The 15,547-nt window shown below is 73.6% G+C and carries 13 protein-coding genes; 5 read left to right on the top strand and 8 right to left on the bottom strand.

Translation table 11 applies throughout. From position 1 onward, the window contains the following. Positions 1-164: 164 nt before the first annotated feature. The gene (locus ACFWVE_RS04630) at positions 165-1,289 is read right to left on the bottom strand and encodes a winged helix DNA-binding domain-containing protein (RefSeq protein WP_384008172.1); all 1,125 of its coding nucleotides are present in this window, start codon (positions 1,287-1,289) and stop codon (positions 165-167) included. Positions 1,290-1,842: 553 nt separating this feature from the next. Here ACFWVE_RS04630 and ACFWVE_RS04625 point away from each other — a divergent pair. Continuing rightward, positions 1,843-2,283: an SRPBCC family protein gene (locus tag ACFWVE_RS04625; protein WP_384008170.1), complete on the top strand. Its 441-nt coding sequence runs from the start codon at positions 1,843-1,845 to the stop codon at positions 2,281-2,283. Positions 2,284-2,355: 72 nt separating this feature from the next. On the opposite strand, the gene ACFWVE_RS04620 is transcribed toward ACFWVE_RS04625, so the two are convergent. The 4 genes from ACFWVE_RS04620 to ACFWVE_RS04605 form a co-directional block, all read right to left on the bottom strand. Next, complete coding sequence (locus ACFWVE_RS04620) at positions 2,356-3,519, bottom strand: XdhC family protein (protein WP_384008168.1); 1,164 nt, start codon at positions 3,517-3,519, stop codon at positions 2,356-2,358. Between the two features lie 88 nt (positions 3,520-3,607). Next, positions 3,608-6,028, bottom strand: coding sequence for a xanthine dehydrogenase family protein molybdopterin-binding subunit (locus ACFWVE_RS04615; RefSeq protein WP_384008166.1), 2,421 nt, complete (start codon positions 6,026-6,028; stop codon positions 3,608-3,610). A gap of 3 nt (positions 6,029-6,031) precedes the next feature. Continuing rightward, positions 6,032-6,565 carry a (2Fe-2S)-binding protein gene (locus ACFWVE_RS04610; RefSeq protein WP_384008164.1) on the bottom strand — a complete coding sequence of 178 codons (534 nt, stop codon included), beginning with the start codon at positions 6,563-6,565 and terminating at the stop codon, positions 6,032-6,034. After that, positions 6,565-7,455: an FAD binding domain-containing protein gene (locus ACFWVE_RS04605; RefSeq protein ID WP_384008162.1), complete on the bottom strand. Its 891-nt coding sequence runs from the start codon at positions 7,453-7,455 to the stop codon at positions 6,565-6,567. The genes ACFWVE_RS04610 and ACFWVE_RS04605 overlap by 1 nt, the downstream gene beginning before the upstream one ends. Positions 7,456-7,862: 407 nt before the next feature. Here ACFWVE_RS04605 and ACFWVE_RS04600 point away from each other — a divergent pair, with 407 nt between their 5' ends. Both ACFWVE_RS04600 and ACFWVE_RS04595 read left to right on the top strand, forming a co-directional pair. Continuing rightward, the gene (locus tag ACFWVE_RS04600; protein ID WP_384008160.1) at positions 7,863-9,623 is read left to right on the top strand and encodes a PucR family transcriptional regulator; all 1,761 of its coding nucleotides are present in this window, start codon (positions 7,863-7,865) and stop codon (positions 9,621-9,623) included. A gap of 233 nt (positions 9,624-9,856) precedes the next feature. Next, entirely contained in the window at positions 9,857-10,624 is a 768-nt protein-coding gene (locus ACFWVE_RS04595; RefSeq protein WP_384008158.1) for a hypothetical protein, read from the top strand. A gap of 23 nt (positions 10,625-10,647) precedes the next feature. Here ACFWVE_RS04595 and ACFWVE_RS04590 read toward each other — a convergent pair whose 3' ends face one another. Next, positions 10,648-11,523, bottom strand: a complete 876-nt coding sequence (locus tag ACFWVE_RS04590) for an FCD domain-containing protein (protein WP_384008156.1) — start codon at positions 11,521-11,523, stop codon at positions 10,648-10,650. A gap of 179 nt (positions 11,524-11,702) precedes the next feature. On the opposite strand from ACFWVE_RS04590, the gene ACFWVE_RS04585 reads away from it, so the two are divergent. Both ACFWVE_RS04585 and ACFWVE_RS04580 read left to right on the top strand, forming a co-directional pair. Beyond that, positions 11,703-12,617: a (2Fe-2S)-binding protein gene (locus ACFWVE_RS04585; RefSeq protein WP_384008154.1), complete on the top strand. Its 915-nt coding sequence runs from the start codon at positions 11,703-11,705 to the stop codon at positions 12,615-12,617. A gap of 303 nt (positions 12,618-12,920) precedes the next feature. Beyond that, positions 12,921-13,964, top strand: coding sequence for a DUF2637 domain-containing protein (locus ACFWVE_RS04580; protein ID WP_384008152.1), 1,044 nt, complete (start codon positions 12,921-12,923; stop codon positions 13,962-13,964). Between the two features lie 76 nt (positions 13,965-14,040). Here ACFWVE_RS04580 and ACFWVE_RS04575 read toward each other — a convergent pair whose 3' ends face one another. Both ACFWVE_RS04575 and ACFWVE_RS04570 read right to left on the bottom strand, forming a co-directional pair. Further along, positions 14,041-14,526 carry an ATP-binding protein gene (locus ACFWVE_RS04575; RefSeq protein WP_384008150.1) on the bottom strand — a complete coding sequence of 162 codons (486 nt, stop codon included), beginning with the start codon at positions 14,524-14,526 and terminating at the stop codon, positions 14,041-14,043. Between the two features lie 278 nt (positions 14,527-14,804). Next, positions 14,805-15,458: a hypothetical protein gene (locus tag ACFWVE_RS04570; RefSeq protein WP_384008148.1), complete on the bottom strand. Its 654-nt coding sequence runs from the start codon at positions 15,456-15,458 to the stop codon at positions 14,805-14,807. Between the last annotated feature and the right edge of the window lie 89 nt (positions 15,459-15,547).

Raw genomic sequence — 15,547 nt, 5'->3', positions numbered from 1 at the left:
TGTTTTTTTTTTATATCATACTTTTTGTTTTGTTTTTTACGCGTTTTTTGGTGCGGTGGGGTTGGGGGGTGTTCACCCCGCCCCCCACCAACGCCCCCTATCCATGCCGCTCGTCGATACCGCGTTCCCTCCCGTCGTCCCCTCCCCTTCCCTCCCCCGCCCCGTCACCGGCGCACGGCTCCGAAGCGGATGTCGTACGCCGTGTCCGGGTGCATCACCTGCAGCATCCGCTCCCCCTCGGCGGTGATCTCGTCCCGCCGGGCCCTGGTGAGCGGGCCGAACGACTCGATCACCAGGGCGTGTTCGTCCAGCTTCCACACTCCCGCCAGGAAGCCGTCGTCGAGGAGTGCGCGGTAGGAGATGTTCCCCCGCCAGGTGCTGCCCCGCAGCTCGTGGGGTACGACGCGGGTGCGGTCGGCGTGGGAGAGGAGCAGGTTGTCGAACTCGGGCAGGAACCGCGGCGGGGCCGGGGTGTCAGGGGCGGGCCGGGGCGCGTCGGGGAGGTCGAAGAGCTCGACGCCGTACTCGTCGCGGAACGTGACCAGGCGCGGCCGGAGGCGGTCGAAGGCCTCACGCAGTCTGGTCAGTCCGGCCCAGACCTGCATGTCCTTCACGGAGGCGGGCCCGAAGGCGGCGAGGTAGCGCAGTACCGCGGTGTCCGGCCCCGGGGAGGGCTCGGCGGGGCGGCCCAGCCATCGTTCGGCGGTGGTGAGCGTCACCTGGCCGCTCTGGCCCCACAGTCCGCGCGGGGTGATCTGGACGAGGGGCAGCCTGCACCGGGCGGCGACGGAGAGGGCCTGCGGGTCGGCGTCGGGCCACTCCTTCAGCAGGGCCTCGCGCAGTTGCGTCATGGTGCGCGGTTCGGCTTCGACGAGGTCCCGGGCGAGCGCGGTCAGCCGGTCGAGGTCGACGCCGGTCAGCCCCTTGCGGAAGAGGGCGAGTTCGCGGTCGCGGGCGGGCTGGACCAGGGGGCGCAGGGTGAGGCAGTCGTCGGCGGTGTGGGTGTGGATGGTCGAGCGCAGGGTGACGATGCGGACCACCGCTCGGTCGGCCATCGGCCGGGACAGCGCCTCGGGGGTGAAGCCGTCGAGGCGGGCGGCGAGGGCGTAGTACGGCGGCTTGACGTTCTGCGCCTGGAGCCCGACCAGATGCCCGACGGCCGCCTCCGCGGACAGGGGGGAGCGCCGCAGGAGCAGCTGCCGGGCGAGGGTGGCACGGTTCAGGGCCCGGGTGCCGAGCACGGCGGACGGCCCCTGGGCCGGGGTGACGCTCCGCTTCGTCTTCGTCATACCAGTACGTTAGCGAGGCTTGCGGCCACCACCTGTCCGCAAGGGCCGGAACGTCCCGCGACCATTGCGCCCGGTCCAGGGCATTCCCGGGGTGTGTGACACCGCGACGGGGATCGGACGCCGAGTCCTGCGGGGCCTGAGGAACGGCCCCTTCCGCATGCCGTAGGCCAGAACCCGGAACGACCCCACGACGAAGGGCTCCTCAGTGACTTCCCATCCCACCGGCACCGATCGCACCGATGGACCCGGCAGGTCCGCGCACGGCCCCGGACATGCCCCCGGGCACCGGACCGGACCCGTTCGCCTCCCGGTCTGCGAGGGCCTCGTGCGCGAGCTCGGGGACGTTCTGGCGGAGACGCGCGAAGTGGCCGAACGCACGGAGCACCGGATGCGCCAGGTACTGCCGATACGCCCCCGCACCCGGCCCTCGCCCGCGCCGGCCCCGCGGTGGGCCCGCGGTGGGCCCGCGGTGGACTCGCGCGCCGACTGGGCCGGGCGGGTGACACGCGCCCGGCCGGGCCCCCGGTCTGCCCTGATTCCTTAGGATCGCCCCGTGGCCACCTTCCATCTCCAGCGCACGGCACCGCTCCCGCTCGACGAGGCCTGGCGTCGGCTCACGGAGTGGCCCCGCCACGGGACGGCGGTCCCGCTCACCCGGGTCACCGTGACCACTCCCCCGCCCACCGGTGAGGGCACGGTCTTCGTCGCCCGCTCGGGCCTCGGCCCGGTCGCCCTCGACGACCGGATGGAGGTGACCGTCTGGCGGCCGCCGGTCGACGGCTCACCCGGTCTGTGCCGGCTGGAGAAGCGGGGCCGCGTGGTCGGGGGCTGGGCGGAGATCGAGGTCCGCCCGGGACCGGGCGGCCGCACCCGCGTGCTGTGGCGCGAGGACCTGCGCGTCCGCTTCCTGCCCGGCTTCTGCGACCCGGCCCTGCGAGCCGTCTCCCGCCGGGTGTTCGGCCGGGCGGTGAACACCCTGCTGCGGCAGCCGTGACGGAGGTGCCGCCGGCAGGTGTCACCGGCACCGCCGGGCCCGCGCCCGGGCCGATGGCATCTCTGTTGTCCATCACACCGTCGGACCGGTTCCGCCGACGGACGCGGAGGCGCGATCGGGTTCGCGGTCGCGGTGGATCGGGGTGAGGGCACCCGTGAGGGGGAGACCGGTGCCGCCTCGGCGGGTGGCGACGATCTCGGCGGCGATGGACACGGCCGTCTCCTCCGGGGTGCGGGCGCCGAGGTCGAGGCCGATCGGTGAGTGCAGGCGGGCCAGTTCCCGGTCGGTGACGCCGGCCTCACGCAGGCGGGCGGTGCGGTCCAGGTGCGTGCGGCGGGAGCCCATCGCGCCCACGTAGGCGACCGGGAGGCGCAGGGCGAGCCGCAGGAGCGGTACGTCGAACTTGGCGTCGTGGGTCAGGACGCACAGGACCGTACGCGCGTCGACCCCGGTGCGCTCCAGGTACCGGTGCGGCCAGTCGACGACGAGCTCGTCGGCGTCCGGGAAGCGTGCCCGGGTGGCGAACACGGGGCGCGCGTCGCACACGGTGACGCGGTAGCCGAGGAACCCGCCGGCCCGGACCAGCGCCGAAGCGAAGTCGATCGCGCCGAAGACGATCATCCGGGGCGGCGGGACCGACGTCTCGACCAGGAGCGTGAGCGGCGCTCCGCAGCGCGAGCCCTCCGCGCCGATCTCCAGGGTGCCGGTGCGGCCCGCGGCCAGCAGCGCGCCGGCCTCCGCCACCGCCGTGCGGTCCAGTTCCGGGTGGGCTCCGAAACCTCCCTCGTACGAGCCGTCGGGGCGGACCGTGAGAGCGCGGCCCATCAGGTGGGCCGGGCCGCCCACGATCCGCGCCACGGCTGCCGCCCGCCCGCCCGCGGCGGCGGCGAGCGCGGCGGTGAGCACCGGGCGGGCGGGGTCGGCCGCCCGTACCGGTGTGACGAGGATGTCGATGACGCCGCCGCAGGTCGGACCGGCGGTGAAGGCGTCCTCGTCGCTGTGGCCGAAGCGTTCGAGGACGGTTTCGCCGTCCTGGAGGGCCTGCCGGCACAGCTCGTACACCGCACCCTCGACGCAGCCGCCGGAGACCGAGCCGACGACCGTGCCGTCGGTGTCCACCGCCAGCGCGGCGCCGGGCCCGCGGGGCCCGCTGCCGGTGACCGCCACGACGGTGGCGACCGCGAAGTCACGGCCCTGTGCGGTCCACCGGTGCAGTTCCTCGGCGATGTCCAGCATCTGTCGTTCTCCTCGGCAGGGGTCCGCGGGCCCCGGTAGCGGCCAGGGCCTGCCCGTCCCGGGCGGCTGCCCCGCGCCGGTGGGTGCGTCACACGGTGGTGGTGAGGTGTTCCGGGCGGACCGGTGTGCGGTTCAGTTCAAGGCCGGTCGCGTCCCGGACAGCCGCGAGGACCGCCGGGGTGGACGACAGGGTGGGGGCCTCGCCGACGCCGCGCAGCCCGTACGGCGCGTGGTCGTCGGCGAGTTCGAGCACGTCGACGGGGATGACCGGCGTGTCGAGGATGGTGGGGATGAGGTAGTCGGTGAAGGAGGGGTTGCGCACCTTCGCCGTCCTCGGGTCCACGACGATCTCCTCCATGACCGCCACGCCCAGGCCCTGGGTGGTGCCGCCCTGGATCTGGCCGATGACGGACAGCGGGTTGAGCGCCTTGCCGACGTCCTGGGCGCAGGCCAGCTCGATCACCTTGACGAGACCGAGTTCGGTGTCGACCTCGACGACGGCGCGGTGTGCGGCGAAGGTGTACTGGACATGGCCGTTGCCCTGGCCGGTGCGCAGGTCGAAGGGTTCGGTCGGCCGGTGCCGCCATTCCTCCTCCACCTCGACGGCCTCGTCCCCGAGGACGTCCACCAGATCGGCCAGTACCTCGCCGCCGTCGGTGACGACCTTGCCCCCCTCCAGCAGCAGTTCGGCCGTCGCCCACGCCGGGTGGTACGAGCCGAACCTGCGCCGGCCGAGCTCCAGGACCTCCCCCCGGACGAGTTCGCAGGCGTTCCTGACCGCGCCTCCGGTGACGTACGTCTGCCGGGAGGCGGAGGTCGAACCGGCCGATCCCACCCGAGTGTCGGCGGGATGGATGGTCACCTGGCCGACGCCCAGCTCGGTCCGGACGATCTGGGCGTGGACGGTGACTCCGCCCTGCCCGACCTCCGCCATCGCGGTGTGCACGGTGGCCACGGGCCGACCGCCGACCACCTCCATCCGCACACGCGCGGTGGAGTAGTCGTCGAACCCCTCGGAGAAACCGACGTTCTTGATGCCGACCGCGTAGCCGACACCGCGTACGACGCCTTCGCCGTGGGTGGTGTTGGACAGGCCGCCGGGCAGCTGGCGCACATCGGCCCCCTCGCTGCTCTCCCACTGCCGCTCGGGCGGCATCGGCATCGCCCTGACGCGGCGCAGGAGTTCGGCGACCGGCGCCGGGGAGTCGACGACCTGCCCGGTGGGCATGACGGTGCCCTGCTCCATGGCGTTGAGCCGCCTGAACTCCACCGGATCCATGCCCAGTCGCCCGGCCAGCTTGTCCATCTGGGCCTCATAGGCGAAGCACGCCTGGACCGCGCCGAAGCCGCGCATCGCGCCACAGGGCGGATTGTTGGTGTAGAGGGCGAGGGCTTCGATCTCGACGTCGTCCACGACGTACGGCCCGACGCCGAGGGAGGCGGCGTTGCCGACCACGGCCGGGGAGGCGGAGGCGTACGCGCCGCCGTCGAGGACGATGCGGCACGTGACGTGGGTCAGCTTGCCGTCGCGGGTGGCGCCGTGCTCGTAGAAGAGCTTGGCCGGGTGGCGGTGGACGTGGCCGAAGAAGGACTCGAAGCGGTTGTAGACGATCTTGACGGGCTTGCCGGTGCGCAGGGCGAGCAGGCACGCGTGGATCTGCATGGACAGGTCCTCGCGGCCGCCGAACGCGCCACCGACACCGGCCAGGGTCATCCGTACCTTGTCCTCGGGCAGGCCGAGTACGGGCGCCATCTGGCGCCGGTCGCAGTGGAGCCACTGGGTGGCGACGTAGAGGTGGACGCCGCCGTCCTCCTCGGGGACGGCGAGCCCGGACTCGGGGCCGAGGAAGGCCTGGTCCTGCATGCCGAAGGTGTACTCGCCCTCGACGACGACGTCGGCGCGTCCGCGGGCCCGTGCCACGTCGCCGCGCACGATCGGCTGGCGGTGGACGATGTTGGGGTGGGCGACGTGCCGGTTGTGGTGATCGTCGCGGTGCTCGTGGACGAGGGGCGCGTCGGGGGCGAGCGCGGAGGCCTCGTCGGTGACGACGGGCAGGTCGCGGTACTCGACCTTGATCTTCGCGGCGGCGCGGCGCGCGGTCTCGGGGTGGTCGGCGGCGACGACGGCGACGGGCTCGCCGTGGTGACGGACCTTGCCGTGGGCGAGGACGGGGGTGTCCTGGATCTCGAGGCCGTAGTGGCGCACCGCGGTCGGCAGGTCGTCGTAGGTGAGGACGGCGTGGACGCCCGGCAGGGCGAGGGCCCCGGAGGTGTCGATCGAGACGATCTCGGCGTGCGCGACCGTGGAGCGCAGGATCTGGCCCCAGAGCATGTCCTCGTGCCACAGGTCGGACGAGTACGCGAACTCGCCGGTGACCTTGAGGGTGCCGTCGGGGCGAAGGGTCGACTCACCGACGCCACCTCCGGCCGGGGCGCCCTGGGTGACGGTGGTGGGCGCGCCGAGAGGGCCGGCGGCCGGTCCGGAGGGCTCGGGGGTGCGGGTGCTCATCGTTCAGGCCCCCTCGGACCGGGCGGACCGGGCGGACCGGTCGGACTGGCGGGCGGCCGCGAGGCGGACCGCGTCCATGATCTTCTCGTAGCCCGTGCAGCGGCACAGGTTGCCCGAGAGTGCCTCACGGATGTCGGCGTCGCTCGGGCTGGGGTTGTGTTCGAGCAGCTCGTCGGCGGCGACCAGCAGGCCCGGGGTGCAGAAGCCGCACTGGACGGCCCCGGCGTCGATGAACGCCTGCTGGACCGGAGCGAGTCCGGTACCGCCCTCCGCGGTGCGGGAGCGCTGCCGGGCGAGGTCGGCCAGCCCTTCGACCGTGACGATCTCGCGCCCCTCGGCCTGGCCGGCCGCGACGAGGCAGGAGCACACCAGGGCGCCGTCGAGGCGCACCGTGCAGGAGCCGCACTCCCCCTGTTCGCAGGCGTTCTTGGACCCGGGCAGGCCGAGCCGCTCGCGCAGCACGTACAGCAGGGACTCGCCCTCCCACACGTCGTCGGCCTCCTGGGGCCGTCCGTTGACCGTGAAGTGGACACGCATCACGCGGCTCCCTCGGTGATACGGCGGGTGCCGCGGTACGACTCCCAGGCCCAGGTCAGCGTGCGGCGGGCCATGACGCCGACGGCGTGCCTGCGGTAGCTCGCGGTGCCGCGGACGTCGTCGATCGGGTTGCAGGCGGCGGAGCAGAGGCCGGCGAACTGCTCGGCCACCGACGGCGGGACGGTCTTCCTGTTGTCCCAGAGGCCGCCCTCGTCGAGCGCCGCGTTCAGGAACTCCTCGGCGGTGGTGGCCCGTACGGGGGTGGGCGCCGCCGAGCCGATGCCGGTGCGGACCGTGCGGGTGCCGGGGTGCAGGGCCAGGCCGAACGCGCACACGGCGATGACCATCGCGTTGCGGGTGCCGACCTTCGAGAACTGCTGCGGTCCGTCGGCCTTCTTGATGTGGACGGCGCGGATCAGCTCGTCGGGCGCCAGCGCGTTGCGTTTCACACCGGTGTAGAAGGCGTCGACCGGGATGCGGCGGGACCCGCGCACCGACGCGGCCTCGACCTCGGCGCCGGCGGCGAGCAGCGCCGGGTGGGCGTCACCGGCCGGGGAGGCGGTGCCGAGGTTGCCGCCGACCCCGCCGCGGTTGCGGATCTGCGGGGAGGCGACGGTGTGGGCGGCGAGGGCGAGGCCCGGCAGTTCGGCTCGCAGGTGTTCCATGATCCTCGTGTAGGGGACGGAGGCGCCGAGCCGTACGGTGTCCCCGCCGACCTCCCACTCGGTGAGGTCGCCGATGCGGTTGAGGTCCATGAGGTACTCGGGCCTGCGGTGGTCGAAGTTGATCTCGACCATCACGTCGGTGCCACCCGCAATCGGCACAGCGGTGGGGTGCTCGGCCTTCGCGGCGAGCGCCTCCTCCCAACTGGCGGGGCGAAGGAAGTCCATGACCGGCTCTCTTCTTCGTCTCGGGGTTCGTACGGATCGAGCCAATCCGTGTGCGGCGGGCCCGGCTCGTTCATGGGGGATTCACGCGAAGTGGGCTCAGTACACCGCCCGCTGCTCCACCTGGGTCAGTCACGGAAGACATGAAGGAGTTGCCTGGCCAGCAGGGGCATCTTGTAGATTCATATGAAAAGAGGACCTCGGTCACCTCCTTGTCTTCCTCCGGAAACAACGGACACGGAAGAGACGGAGTACACAGTCCGGGGGACGGCCGACCGTGCCGGATCGGCCACTCACCCGGGCGCTGCGGGAAAGGCCCTTCGCGGACCTTCCACGGCCTCCGGGTGGGCCCTCCACAAGCCCATCGTAGACATCGGTACACATCGAGACAGGGAACGGCGGCGACGAGAATGCGGCTGCGCGCACTGCTGGAGACCGACGCGCTGGGGCTCGCGCTGCTCGGCGGCGAGGACGAGCTGGACCGCACCGTGCACGGGGTGATGACCACCGACCTGAGGGACCCCAGCCGCTATCTCTCCGGCGGGGAACTCGTGCTCTCCGGTCTGGCCTGGCGCCGGGACGCCGCCGACTCCGAGCCGTTCGTACGGCGTCTGGTGCAGGCGGGGGTCGTCGCCCTGGCGGCCGGCGAGGCGGAGCTGGGCACCGTCCCGGACGACCTGGTCGTGGCCTGTGCGCGGCACCGGCTGCCGCTGTTCGCGGTGCACGAGTCGGTGGCCTTCGCGACGGTCACCGAACATGTCGTACGGCAGGTGTCCGGCGAACGGGCCGGGGACCTCGCGGCCGTGGTGGACCGGCATCGGCGGCTGATGACGTCGGGCCCGGCGGGCGGCGGCCCGGACGTGGTGCTCGACCTGCTCGGCACCGACCTGGACCTGCGGGCGTGGGTGCTCTCGCCGACCGGGCGGCTGATCGCCGGTCCGAAGGCGGGGCCGCGGCTGCCCTACGACGTGTGCGTGCGGCTCGCGGCGGAGCAGCTGGCGGCCGCCCGCGGCGGCCGCCCCGGACCGCACCGGGTGACCGTGGACGACCGGACGACGTACAGCCTCTTCCCGGTGCGCGGCGGCGGACCCGCGGGTCCGGCGGTGGCGGCCGCCCCGCAGACCCCGCAGGCCGCGCACGGCGGGCACGGCGGGCACGGCGGGCACGGCGCACCGGCCTCCCCGGAGGTGCGGGACGGCCGGGAGACGGTGCTGTCGGACTGGCTGCTGGTGGTCGAGGCGGACGCCGGGGACTGGGCCGAGGAGCGGCTGGACCTGCTGTACGGGGTCACCCAGCTGATCGCGGTCGAGCGCGACCGCCGGAACGCGGCGCGCACGGTACGGCGCCGGCTCGCGCAGGAGGTGCTGGAGCTGGTGCGGGCGGGCGCGGCGCCGGCCGAGGTTGCGGCCCGGCTGCGGGTGGCGGCGCCGGTGCTGGTGCCCGGTCTCGGGGCCGCGCCGCACTGGCAGGTGGTCGTCGCGCGGGTCGACTGGGACGGCGGTGGGTCCGGAGGCGGGGCGGCGGCGCAGACGCTGCTCGAGGAGATCCTGGTCGACCCGGCGTCGACGGGACCCGAGCACTCCGACCGGATCGCGGTGGCGTACACCGGGGACGAGGCGGTCGCGCTCGTCCCGCTGCCCGCGGTGGCGAGCGAGCACGACAGCGCCGACGGGCGGGGGCTTCTCGCCGACGCCCTGCTGGAGTCCGTACGGGAGCCGCTGACGGCCGGTCTGGACGGCGACGGGCGGCTCACCCTCGGGGTCAGCGCGGCCGTGCACTCGGCGGAGGGGCTGCGCGGGGCCCTGGAGGAGGCGCGGCACGCGCGGCGCGTGGCCGCGGCGCGGCCGGGCCGGGTCTGCGCGGCCGGCCACCACGAGCTGGCCTCGCACGTCCTGCTGCTCCCGTTCGTCCCCGACGACGTACGGCGGGCCTTCACCGCACGTCTCCTGGACCCGCTGCGGGACTACGACCGGCGCCACCGCGCCGAGCTGATCCCCACGCTGGAGGCCTTCCTGGACTGCGACGGCTCCTGGACCCGCTGCGCCGCCCGGCTGCACCTGCACGTCAACACGCTGCGGTACCGGGTGGGGCGCATCGAGCAGCTGACGGGCCGCGACCTGTCCCGCCTGGAGGACAAGCTGGACTTCTTCCTGGCCCTCCGCATGAGCTGACGGCCGAGCGGCCGGCCGGCGTTCGCGTGGTGGGGGTGGCGCGTGGTGGGGGTGTGCGCCGGTGGGGAGTCGCGGGCGCCGTCGGACGGTCCACCGTTCGGGTCCGTTGATCCACGACTTTGTGAAATCCTTCACCCACCCTCTTGGCCCGGCCCCGTTGTTCGTGCTGAGATGCGGCCACCACTCAACAGCTCGATGGCGTGCTCGGGGAGGGCAACGTGGCGCACACCGCCATGTCTGGTAACGGAACGACCGCTGGTGACGATCCCCTCCAGACCGCGGTATGGCGGTTGCGCTCACGCGCCTGCTGGGCCGACGCCGCCGCCCTGCTCACCCCGGACACCCCGGCCGCGGCGCTGCAGCGGTCGTCGCTCCTGGTGGAGCGGTGCCTGTACACGGAGACGGGCTGGGGCGAGGCCGAGGACGCGCTGCGGACGGCCGAGGCGCTGGCCGACACCGACGACGAACGGGGTGCCGCCGCTTGTGAACGCGGGTACCTGGCCTACGCCGCCACCCTGCTCGCGGTGCGCGACCGGGCCGACGAGGCGCGGGCCGCGCTCGGGCGCGCGGCGGCGCTGATCCCTCCGGGGGCCCCGGCGCGGGCGCTGCTGGACTTCCGGCGCGGGCTGATCGCCGAGAACCTGGCCCGCTCCCCGCAGTCGGCGCGGGCCGCGTACCGCCGCGCCCACGCGGGCGCCACCGCGCACGCCGACCCACTGCTGCTCTCCGGCACCTGGCGTCACCTCGCCGGACTCGCCCTGCGGGAGGGAGAGTTGGCGGAGGCGCGGCACGGCTTCGCCGAATCGCTGCGGATCCGTGAGGAGTTGGGCTACCTGGTCGGCACGGCCCCGGCCCTGGCCTCCCTCGCCGACACGGAGGCCGAGCCGGAGGCGTCCCGGCTGCGCGAGGAGGCCCGCCGGCTGCTGCGCCTGCTCGGGGGCGTCCCCACCTGGCTGTCCCGCCAGCTGGCCCCACCGGCCCCGGGAGCGGCGACGGCGTAGGAACGCCCGCGGCTGCGGCCCCGCTACCGCGTGCCGGGGTGCGGCGGGGCCGCCGTGCTTCGGGCCGCGCCGGTGAAGTGCTCCCCCACCAGTGACCGCACCGCGTCCCGGTCGCCCGCGATCAGCGCGTCCAGCAGGGTCGTGTGCTGGTGGGCGTCGGCCACCAGCCCCGCCCGGCCGAGGGGGCCGGGGGCGGTGCCGACCAGGGGCCACTGGGCGCGGCGGTGGAGGTCCTCGGCGATGCGGACCAGTTGTTCGTTGCCCGCGAGGGCGAGCACCGCGCGGTGGAAGGCGCGGTCGGACTCGGCGTACGTGGCCCGGCAGCCGGAGGAGGCGGCGCGGATGGTGGCCTCGGCGAGGGGGCGCAGTTCCGCCCAGCGCTCGGCGGGCACCGTACCGGCCAGCCGCAGCACCACCGGGACCTCGATCAGTGCCCGGACCTCGGCCAGTTCGGCGAGCTCCCGGTCGCCCCGCTCGACGACCCTGAAGCCCCGGTTGGGCACGACCTCGACCGCGCCCTCGAGGGTGAGTTGCTGCATGGCTTCCCGGACGGGTGTCGCGGAGACCCCGAACCGCTCGGCCAGCACCGGCGCGGAGTACACCGCGCCGGGCCGCAGGTCGCCCGTCACCAGCGCGGTGCGCAGCGCGGCGAGGATCTGCCCGCGCACGGAGGACCGCTGGACGGGCGTCCGGGGACGGGGAAGGACGGCGGCCGGCTCACCGTGGGTGTGCTCACCGCGCACGGCGTCGTCCCGGCCGGGTGCGGCGTCGGCCCCCCCGCCCCGTACGCCGGACCGGCCGGGCGCCCTGGCCCTGCCCGCACCCGTGCCCGGCCCCGCGCCGTCCCGTCCGGTCCCGGTGCCACCTGCCCCTGGGAAGCCCTTCGTGCCCTGCCTCACGGGGTCCTCCTCGGGACGTTTCGGTACTTGAGGTCATTACGGCGGCTTGTCAGTCGCTCGTCAAGCACCATACGGGCACGGGCCCCCCGGTTCACATCTCGAGGATCTTGGGTAAGGTGAGGCTTACCTTTACTGGCTCGGCGTCGGGTCGGTTCTGCGACACGTGAAGGGGTGGCCCCATGGCAGCGACCGGTTCGGCCGTCGCGGACGCGTACGCCCGCCTGGCGGAGGCCTTCCCGGCGCTCGCCGTCACGGAACTCGCCACCGACGAGGAAACCCCCCGGGGCGGCGCCTGGGTGTCCGCCGACGCGCTCGCCGAGGGCGACAGCGGCTCCGCCCTGGACGCCTTCCTGTCCTGGGACGAGACTCAGGTGCTGCGGGACTACGGACAGCAGGGCCGCCCCGACGTGGTCGCCAGCTTCGGCCTGCACCGCTACGCCTGGCCCGCCTGCCTGCTGATCACCGTGCCGTGGTTCCTGCACCGCCGCGTGCCCCGTTACCCCGTGACCCACGTCTCCTTCGACCGCGCCGCCGCCGGACTCGCCGTGGGCCGCATGGCCGTACGCCCCGACACGTTCGCCTGCCTTCCGGACGACCCTGCGGCCGCACTGCCCGGCGCCCGCGTGGTCCCGGACGAGGAGGCCCTGCGCACCGAGGTGCGCGCCGCCGTCGCCGAGCACCTCGAACCCGTCCTGACGGGCTTCGGCCCGAGGATGCGCCGTCGCGGCCGCGCCCTGTGGGGCATGGCGACCGACGAGATCGTGGAGAGCCTGCGGTACGTCGGGCAGCTGCTCGGCGAGGAGGAGCGGGCCCTGCGGGAGCTGGAACTGCTGCTGCCGGGCGCCACCAAGCCGTACGTCGGCGCGGCGGGTTTCCGCCCGGTCACCGGGCCCGGCGGCGAGGCCTCGCACACCCGGGACCGGATCAGCTGCTGCATGTTCTACACCCTGCGCCCCGACGACACCTGCGCCAACTGCCCGCGCACCTGCGGCGCCGGAAAGCCGAACGGAAGGGCGAGCGAAGGGGCGGCCACCGGCAAGGTCATCAGCATGCCCACCGAAGACGCCGTCATGGCGGTGGCGAAGGCGAGTTGACTTCGCGTCACTCGCCTGCCCCTCCGCACGCCCCTGAGCACGCCCGGTTTCGCACCACCACGAAGGTCACAGGGTCTTCACGATTCCCTCGCCTGCCGCAAGGTGTATCCACCGAACCACCCGTACGGGTAATCTCATTCGAACCCAACTCTCGCCCCTCACGCGTCAGTTCGAGCAGAACGGCGCCCTGGGCATCCCCTCGCACTTCGATGGCGGCCACTTGCCCCGAAATCCCCGGAGGGACGGCGGGATTGGGCCACTATGGCGGGCGTTACGCCCTATCCCAATGCAAGGGACCCCTAGATGAGACTGACCGACATATCGCTGAATTGGCTGCTTCCGGGCGCCGTGCTGCTCCTGGGCATGCTGGCGGCGGTGGCGGTGCTCGCGCGCGGCAAGCGCTCCTCGGTCAAGGACACGAGCGCGGACGACTCGTGGGAGCGCAGCGAGGAGCGCCGCAGGCGCAAGGAGGCTCTGTACGGCACGGTCTCCTACATCCTGTTGTTCTGCTGTGCCGCGGTGGCGGCCGCGCTCTCCTTCCACGGTCTGGTCGGCTTCGGCGAGCAGAACCTCGGCCTGTCCGGCGGCTGGCAGTACCTCGTGCCCTTCGGTCTGGACGGCGCGGCGATGTTCTGCTCGGTGCTCGCCGTGCGCGAGGCCAGCCACGGTGACGCGGCGCTCGGCTCCCGCATACTCGTGTGGACCTTCGCGTTCGCCGCGGCCTGGTTCAACTGGGTGCACGCTCCCCGGGGCATAGGGCACGCGGGCGCTCCGCACTTCTTCGCGGGTATGTCCCTGTCGGCGGCCGTGCTGTTCGACCGCGCGCTGAAGCAGACCCGCCGGGCCGCTCTGCGCGAACAGGGTCTGGTGCCTCGTCCGTTGCCGCAGATCCGCATCGTCCGCTGGCTGCGGGCTCCCCGGGAGACCTACCGTGCCTGGTCGCTGATGCTGCTGGAGGGCGTGCGCAGCCTCGAGGAGGCGGTCGAGGAGGTCCGCGAGGACCAGCGCCAGAAGGACGAGACACGCCGGCGCCGGCGCGGCCAGGAGCGGGTGGAGCGGGCGCGGCTGAAGGCCATCAGCCGGGGCCACCGCGCTCTCGTGGGCGGCGGTGGCCACCCCATGGAGGCCCCGACGGTGGAGCGGGCGGACGACGCGGTGACCAAGGAGCCTGCCATAGCGGCGCCGGAGGCCGTCCTGCCCGTCCGCTCGCGTCCGTCCCTGCAGCCGGTACGCGGTCATTCCGATCCGATGACGGTCGACCTCACCGCGGAGGACGACACGCAGGCGCTGCCGCGTCTGGACTCCCTCGAGCGCAAGCTCAAGGACCTGGAGCAGCAGTTCGGCTGACGCGGACGGGAGGGGCACCGCACGGGACGGGGCACGGCCGCACGGGCCGTACCCCGTCCCGTCGAGGGCGCCGGTGTCAGGCGGCGTTTGCTTCGAGTTCGAACCAGACCGCCTTGCCCACCCCGTGTGCCCTGATCCCCCACGCGTCGGCGAGGGACTCGACCAGGACCAGTCCACGGCCGTGCGTACCGTCGTCGGCGGCCGGTACCCGCGGCCGGGGTTCGTGGTCCACGAAGTCCCGTACCTCGACCCGTAGTCCACGGGGTCCGACGGTGGCCGTCAGGACCGCCGCCCGGTCGGTGTGGATCAGCGCGTTGGTGACGAGCTCGGTGGTGAGGAGCTCCGCCGTCTCCGACTGTCCGGGCCTTCCCCAGTGCCTGAGCAGTTGTCGTAGGTCGTGGCGGGACTCGGGTACCGCCCGCAGGTCCGCGCGCCCCAGCCGACGTCGCAGCTGGGCCGCTGCCGGCGCCTGCTCCGCGTCCCCGTCGGCCGTCCCGTCCACGGTCGTCGCCGAGCCGGTCCCCGCCGTGCCGGGACGACCCCCTTGTGCCTGCCTTCTCATGGCCCCCGCCCACGTTCCGGTGTCGATTCCCCCTGCGGCTCGAACACGTCCAGGGGAATCCATGCCCTGTCACCCACGCGGCAGTCATGCGGCGGTCGTAAGGCGTCTTCAAGGCCGGACATTGGCCGAACTTCAACGGCCACCCACGTGTGCGGGGCCGTCCTCCCGACCCCCGTGGCGAGAGGACGACCCCGGGTTCGCGGTGGTCGTGCGGTGCGTTGCGGACCATGCCCTTCCGGGCCGTGCCCTTTCGGACAGTGGCCTTCCGGGCGCCGGTGTCAGTACAGCTTGTCGACGGCCAGGGTCGTCGTCTTCTTGAAGGCGGCCACCGGGGCGTTGCCGAAGTCGCCCATCTGCCCCCAGCTCACGATGGTGACCGTCCTGCCGTCGCGTCCCACCGACAGCAGGTGGATGTCGGTGGCGCCCCAGGAGGCGTTGGTGTGCAGCCCGTGGACCTGCGCGCCCTCCTCGACCGGCAGCGAGCCGTAGTACCGGCCCTCGGCCTGGATCTCCGGGTCGGACCGCTCGATGCGGTCCGCACAGGAACGGAACTTCTTGTTGATCAGGGCGGCCAGCGCCTTGCCCTTGGCGGCCGAGCCCGTCACGACCGTGGCCTGCACGGCGCCCGTGTCCAGTTCGGTGTGGAAGACCCGGTGCCGGTAGTCGTAGGCCGCGACGCCGTCCTCGCCCAGACAGTGGGCGAGCTCGACCGGGAAGCCGTCGGTGACGGGCCCCGCCGTCCACTCGGACGACGGGTGCGGCGGAAGCTGGGACGCCGCGAGGAACGCGGGTGTGGTGGCCTTCGTCCGCTGTTCCTTCGGCTCCGGGTCCGCGGCCGGCGCGGCTCCGGCCGGCCCGGTGAGCGACGTGACGGCGGCGAGTGCGGCGACGGTGACGGCGGAGAGCGCGGCGGCCCGGGTGCGCATGGGCATGGGTGTCCCCCGTGAGGAGTGCGTGGTTGGATGCGGGTGCTGCCGGGATGGCCCGGACGGTCCGTCCGGTGGCCGTCGGAGCGACACCA

Source organism: Streptomyces sp. NPDC058632 (assembly GCF_042717095.1).
Lineage (GTDB): Bacteria > Actinomycetota > Actinomycetes > Streptomycetales > Streptomycetaceae > Streptomyces.
The sequence above is the reverse complement of the archived record's forward strand: the minus strand, read 5'-3'. Positions and strand labels throughout refer to the sequence as shown.

Bases quoted from the DNA above. Each gene is read 5' to 3' on its own strand.
- ACFWVE_RS04615 (WP_384008166.1), bottom strand. From the start codon at position 6,028: ATGAGCACCCGCACCCCCGAGCCCTCCGGACCGGCCGCCGGCCCTCTC.
- ACFWVE_RS04610 (WP_384008164.1), bottom strand. From the start codon at position 6,565: ATGCGTGTCCACTTCACGGTCAACGGACGGCCCCAGGAGGCCGACGAC.
- ACFWVE_RS04585 (WP_384008154.1), top strand. From the start codon at position 11,703: ATGGCAGCGACCGGTTCGGCCGTCGCGGACGCGTACGCCCGCCTGGCG.
- ACFWVE_RS04580 (WP_384008152.1), top strand. From the start codon at position 12,921: ATGAGACTGACCGACATATCGCTGAATTGGCTGCTTCCGGGCGCCGTG.
- ACFWVE_RS04595 (WP_384008158.1), top strand. From the start codon at position 9,857: ATGTCTGGTAACGGAACGACCGCTGGTGACGATCCCCTCCAGACCGCG.
- ACFWVE_RS04575 (WP_384008150.1), bottom strand. From the start codon at position 14,526: ATGAGAAGGCAGGCACAAGGGGGTCGTCCCGGCACGGCGGGGACCGGC.
- ACFWVE_RS04570 (WP_384008148.1), bottom strand. From the start codon at position 15,458: ATGCCCATGCGCACCCGGGCCGCCGCGCTCTCCGCCGTCACCGTCGCC.
- ACFWVE_RS04620 (WP_384008168.1), bottom strand. From the start codon at position 3,519: ATGCTGGACATCGCCGAGGAACTGCACCGGTGGACCGCACAGGGCCGT.
- ACFWVE_RS04630 (WP_384008172.1), bottom strand. From the start codon at position 1,289: ATGACGAAGACGAAGCGGAGCGTCACCCCGGCCCAGGGGCCGTCCGCC.
- ACFWVE_RS04605 (WP_384008162.1), bottom strand. From the start codon at position 7,455: ATGGACTTCCTTCGCCCCGCCAGTTGGGAGGAGGCGCTCGCCGCGAAG.
- ACFWVE_RS04600 (WP_384008160.1), top strand. From the start codon at position 7,863: ATGCGGCTGCGCGCACTGCTGGAGACCGACGCGCTGGGGCTCGCGCTG.